Raw genomic sequence first — 4,738 nt, forward strand, 5'->3', positions numbered from 1 at the left:
TCGGACACCTGATCGACCTCTTGCAGGCGATCTTCCGCCACCCCTACCTCAAAGACCGGCTCGTGCTCAAGGGCGGAACCGCGCTCAACCTCTTCCTCCTCGATCTGCCGCGCCTGTCGGTGGACATCGACCTGAACTACATCGGGGCACTGGACCGCGAGACCATGCTCGCGGAGAGGCCCGAGGTTGACAGGGCGCTCCAAGCCGTCTTCAAGCGGCAAGACCTCGAGGTTAGGCGGCTACCCGGAGAACATGCCGGTGGGAAATGGAGGCTTTCTTTCGCCCGCGTCGAGGGCGGTCGCGGCGCGCTGGAGGTCGACCTCAACTTCCTCATGAGGATCCCACTCTGGGCACCACAACGTCGGGATTCGCCACCGATGTTGGGGGGACTCGCCGCCGGGATCCCCGTCGTCGATCTGCACGAGCTGGCCGCGGGTAAGCTAGCCGCACTCTTCAGTCGGACCGCCGCACGTGACCTCTTCGACACCGTCAACATCCTGTCTCACCGGGAACTGGATCCTGCTCTGCTTAGGCCAGCATTCGTGGTCTCTGGTGCGATGAGTCGACGCGACTGGCGGGACCTTCGCATTGAGGATGCGGCCATGGATCCGCGAGACGTAGCCCAGAAGCTCCTGCCCATGCTGCGCAGCACCCATGCACCTGCACCGTCGCGCTTGAGCGATTGGTGCAAACGTCTCGTCGGCGAGTGCCGCGAGCTGCTCGGCGGAGTCCTACCCCTCAAGCAAGCCGAGCTGGAGTTTCTGGAACGGATCAATGGGCAGGGGGATATCCGCCCCGACCTGCTGACTGGCGATCCCGCATTGCAGGAGAGGCTGCGGCACCACCCCGCCCTGCACTGGAAAGCGCAGAACGTGCGCCGGCATCTCGCGGGCGGCTCGCGCTAACTCAGCGGTCGATCGACCGCATCGCGGCTTCCGAGTAGCGCCCCCCCTCCACGGTGATCTGCCGCAGCGCGGCATCGATCTCCCGCAAGTCGCCCGGCGTGAGCGCTACGCGCGCGGCGCCGAGGTTCTCCTCGAGGCGGTGCAGCTTGGTCGTCCCCGGGATGGGCACGACCCAGGGCTTCTGCGCGAGCAGCCAGGCGAGGGCGATCTGCGCCGGCGTGACGCCCTTCGCCGCCCCGATGCGCGCGAGTAGGTCCACCAGCGCCTGGTTGGCCTGCCGGTTCTCAGGCGCGAAGCGTGGCACCGTGTTGCGGAAGTCCGAGGCCTCGAAGGTGGTGTCGGCGGTGATCGCGCCGGTGAGGAAACCTCTGCCCAGCGGACTGTAGGCGACGAAGCCGATGCCGAGTTCTTCGAGCGTGGGCAGTAGCGCGTCCTCCGGCTCGCGCCACCACAGCGAGTACTCGCTCTGCAGCGCCGTCACCGGTTGCACGGCGTGCGCGCGGCGGATCGTCTGCGCGCTGGCCTCGGAGAGGCCGAAGTGGCGCACCTTGCCCTCGCCGATCAGCGCCTTCACCGCGCCGGCGACCTCCTCGATGGGCACCGCCGGATCGACGCGATGCTGGTAGTAGAGGTCGATGCGGTCCGTGCGCAGGCGGCGCAGCGACTCCTCGGTGTTCGCGCGAACGGTCTCGGGGCGGCTGTCCAGGCCGCGTGACTTGCCGTCCTCGTAGCGGAAGCCGAACTTCGTGGCGATCACCACCTGGTCGCGGATCGGCGCGAGGGCTTCGCCTAGCACCTCCTCGTTGGTGAAGGGCCCGTAGATCTGCGCCGTGTCGAAGAAGGTGACGCCGCGTTCGGCGGCGGCGCGGATCAAGCGGATCGCGTCCTGCCGATCCAGGGGCTGCGCGTAGCCCCAGCTCAGCCCCATGCAGCCATAGCCGAGTGCGGACACTTGAAGTCCGCTTACGCCGAGCGTGCGTGTGTCCATCGTTTTCTCCTCATGTCCTTCGCCGACTTGCGCCCCGCGGAATCATACCGCATGATTGCGGCTCCCGCGACCCCTTCCCCGCGGCGGGCGCAGCCCGAGGAGGCAAGGCATGGCAACGATTCGCGAGGGCAACAAGGGAGTGCTGCTCATCGTCGACGTGCAGGTCGGCGTGATGCGCGAAGCCTGGGAGACGCCATGCGTCCTGCGCAACATCGCGCGCGCCGTGGAGAGAGCTCGCGAGGCCGGCGTGGCCGTGATCTGGGTGCAGCACGGCGACGACGAGCTGCCCCCCGGCAGCCCCGAGTGGCAGTGGGTGCCCGAGCTGGCGCCCGCGCCGAGCGAGCTGCTCATCCACAAGCGCTTCAACTCGGCCTTCGAGGAGACGGGGCTGGAGAGCGCACTCGCGCGACTCGGCGCCACGCACATCGCGCTCGCCGGCGCAGCGACGAACTGGTGCATCCGGGCCACGGCCTACGCCGCCCTCGACCGCGGCTACGACCTGACACTGATCGCGGACGCCCACTCCACCGAAACGATGGTGCCCGAGGGCGGCCCGCACGTCGAGGCGGCCCAGCTCGTCGCGGATCTCAACGCCACGATGACCTGGCTCAGCTACCCCGGCCGGCGGAACGCCACCGCCACGGCCGAGGCGATCGACTTCACCGCCCCCGGGGGCGGGCTCAGCGCGTAGGAGGTTGCCACGTGGCAACAACATCGAAGCGACGTGATCCCGCCGCCAAGCCCGCGCCGGCCACCGCCTCCTCCCGCATCGACGAGCGCATCCGCGTCCTCCGCGACTGGCGGGGCGAGACCCTGGCCCGCATGCGCGCGCTGATCCTCGCCGCCGACGCGGCAATGGTCGAGGAGATCAAGTGGGTCAAGCCGACGAACCCGCTGGGCGTACCCGTCTGGTCGCACGCGGCGATCGTCTGCACCGGCGAGGTCTATGCGAAGATCGTGAAGCTCACCTTCGCCAAGGGCGCCGCGCTCCCGGACCCGGCGCGCCTCTTCAACGCGAGTCTCGAGGGCGGCACGCGCCGCGCGATCGACATCCGCGAAGGCGAGACGGTCGACGCCCGCGCGTTCAAGGCGCTCGTGAAGGCCGCTGTCGCCCACAACGCCGCGGCGGCGAAGCCAGCCGCGACCCGCGCTACGGCAGCGAAGCCGGCTGCCCGCAGCGCTACGTCCGTGAAGCTGCTCTCCGGCGGCAACCCGCAGATCGCCAAGGGCGACGGCGACGCGCCCGTGCAGGCCTACCTCGCCGCAATGCCCGGCTGGAAGCGCGAGGCTGGCCGCCAGCTCGACGCGCTCATCGTGCGCAGCCTGCCCGGGGTCGCGAAGGCCGCGAAGTGGAACTCGCCCTTCTACGGCGTCGAAGGCCGCGGCTGGTTCCTCTCCTTCCACGTCTTCGCGCGCTACATCAAGGTGGCCTTCTTCCAGGGCGCGTCGCTGAAGCCCATGCCCCCTGTGGCCAGCAAGGACCCGCAGGCGCGCTACCTGCACATTCACGAGGGCGAGACGATCGACGAGGCGCAGTTCGCGAAGTGGGTGAAGCAGGCCGCGCGGCTGCCAGGTTTCCTGGACCCGCGGCCCTGAGCGGGTCGCGACGAGTGGTGCTGCCTACCCCAGCCGCGCGACCAGCACGGTGAGGTCGTCGTCCGGCGGCAGCGGCGCGCAGAAGTCCCGCGCGGCGGCCACCATCGCGGCGACGATCGCCTCGGGCGTCTCGCCGGCCACCCGCCGCAGCAGCGCCTCGATGCGCTCCTCGCCGAACATGTCCTCGCCCTGGTAGGCGCCGGCCTCGCTCAGCCCGTCGCTGTAGATGAGCAGCGTGTCGCCGGGACCGAGCTGCGTCTCGCCGCGCTCGAAGGCGAGGCGCGGGAAGGCGCCCAGCATGAGCCCGCCCGTGCGCAGCGCCTCCAGCTCGCCGCTCGCGCGCAGCAAGAGCGGCGGGTTGTGCCCCGCGTTGACGTAGTGCAGCGCGCCACTTTCGGGCTCGATGCAGCCGAGGAAGAGCGTCACGAAGCGCCGCCCGCGCGTGCTGCGGTGCATGGCGGCGTTGAGCTGGGCGGCCATCGTCGTCAGCTCCATGCCGGTTTCGCCGAGGGCCCGCAGCATGGCCTGGAGCTGGGCCATCAACAGCGCAGCGCTCATGCCCTTGCCGGCCACGTCGCCGAGGGCGAGCAGCGCGCGCCCGTCGCTGCAGGAGAAGGCGTCGAAGTAGTCGCCGCCCACCGAGAGGCTCTGCTCGTTCTGGCCCACGGCGTACAGGCGGCCCAGCACCAGCGGCCCCTCGGGCAAGAGCTGGCGCTGGATCTGCGCCGCGCGCTCGAGCTCCTCCTCGAGCCGCCGCTGCTCGGCGAGGGCCGCCTCGGCCGCGCTCTCGCGCAGGCGCACGGCGGCCAGGTGCGCGAGCAGTGTGAGGAGCTGCAGGTCCTCCTCGTTCAGCGGGTTCAGCGGCGAGAGGCGGTCGGCGTAGATCAGTCCCGTCACATGCTCGTCGTCCCAGAGCGGCGCGCAGAGCACCGAGTGGAGTTGCTCGAGCACCACGCTCTCCTGGCCGGAGAAGCGCTGGTCGCTGAGGGCGTCGCCGACGAGCAGGGCCTGGCGCTCGCCGATCACCTTGCTCAGGATGCTGCGGCTGAGCCGTGGCGGCCGCGCGGCCACCTTGGGCGCGCGGTACTCGGCGCGCAGGGTGAGCTGCTCGGGCGCGAGCGCGGCGAGGTCGGCCGTCGATTCGAGGGCGAGGCCCGCCGGCGGCAGCAGCAGGATGGCGCGGTCGGGCGCAAGGACGGTGCCCACCAGCTCGACGATGCGCTCGGGCAGGGCCTGTCACCGAACACCC

General features: G+C 70.4%; 5 protein-coding genes. 3 read left to right on the plus strand and 2 right to left on the minus strand.

Translation table 11 applies throughout. From position 1 onward, the window contains the following. On the plus strand, positions 1-905 hold a 905-nt coding region (locus FJ251_13545), incomplete at its 5' end, for a nucleotidyl transferase AbiEii/AbiGii toxin family protein (GenBank protein ID MBM4118729.1). 1 nt (position 906) lies between these two features. Here the strand turns inward: FJ251_13545 and FJ251_13550 are convergent. After that, on the minus strand, positions 907-1,893 hold the full coding sequence (locus FJ251_13550; protein ID MBM4118730.1) for an aldo/keto reductase: 987 nt from the start codon (positions 1,891-1,893) through the stop codon (positions 907-909). 109 nt (positions 1,894-2,002) lie between these two features. Here FJ251_13550 and FJ251_13555 point away from each other — a divergent pair, with 109 nt between their 5' ends. Together FJ251_13555 and FJ251_13560 are read left to right on the plus strand one after the other, a co-directional pair. Then, positions 2,003-2,584 (plus strand): isochorismatase family protein, encoded by a 582-nt coding sequence (locus FJ251_13555; GenBank protein MBM4118731.1) that lies wholly within the window; start codon positions 2,003-2,005, stop codon positions 2,582-2,584. A gap of 11 nt (positions 2,585-2,595) precedes the next feature. After that, positions 2,596-3,489 carry a DUF1801 domain-containing protein gene (locus FJ251_13560; protein ID MBM4118732.1) on the plus strand — a complete coding sequence of 298 codons (894 nt, stop codon included), beginning with the start codon at positions 2,596-2,598 and terminating at the stop codon, positions 3,487-3,489. A gap of 24 nt (positions 3,490-3,513) precedes the next feature. Here the strand turns inward: FJ251_13560 and FJ251_13565 are convergent, their stop codons facing one another. Beyond that, positions 3,514-4,695, minus strand: coding sequence for a GAF domain-containing protein (locus tag FJ251_13565; protein ID MBM4118733.1), 1,182 nt, complete (start codon positions 4,693-4,695; stop codon positions 3,514-3,516). Positions 4,696-4,738: the final 43 nt, after the last annotated feature.

The sequence above is a fragment of the bacterium genome (assembly GCA_016873475.1).
Taxonomy (GTDB): domain Bacteria; phylum Krumholzibacteriota; class Krumholzibacteriia; order JACNKJ01; family JACNKJ01; genus VGXI01.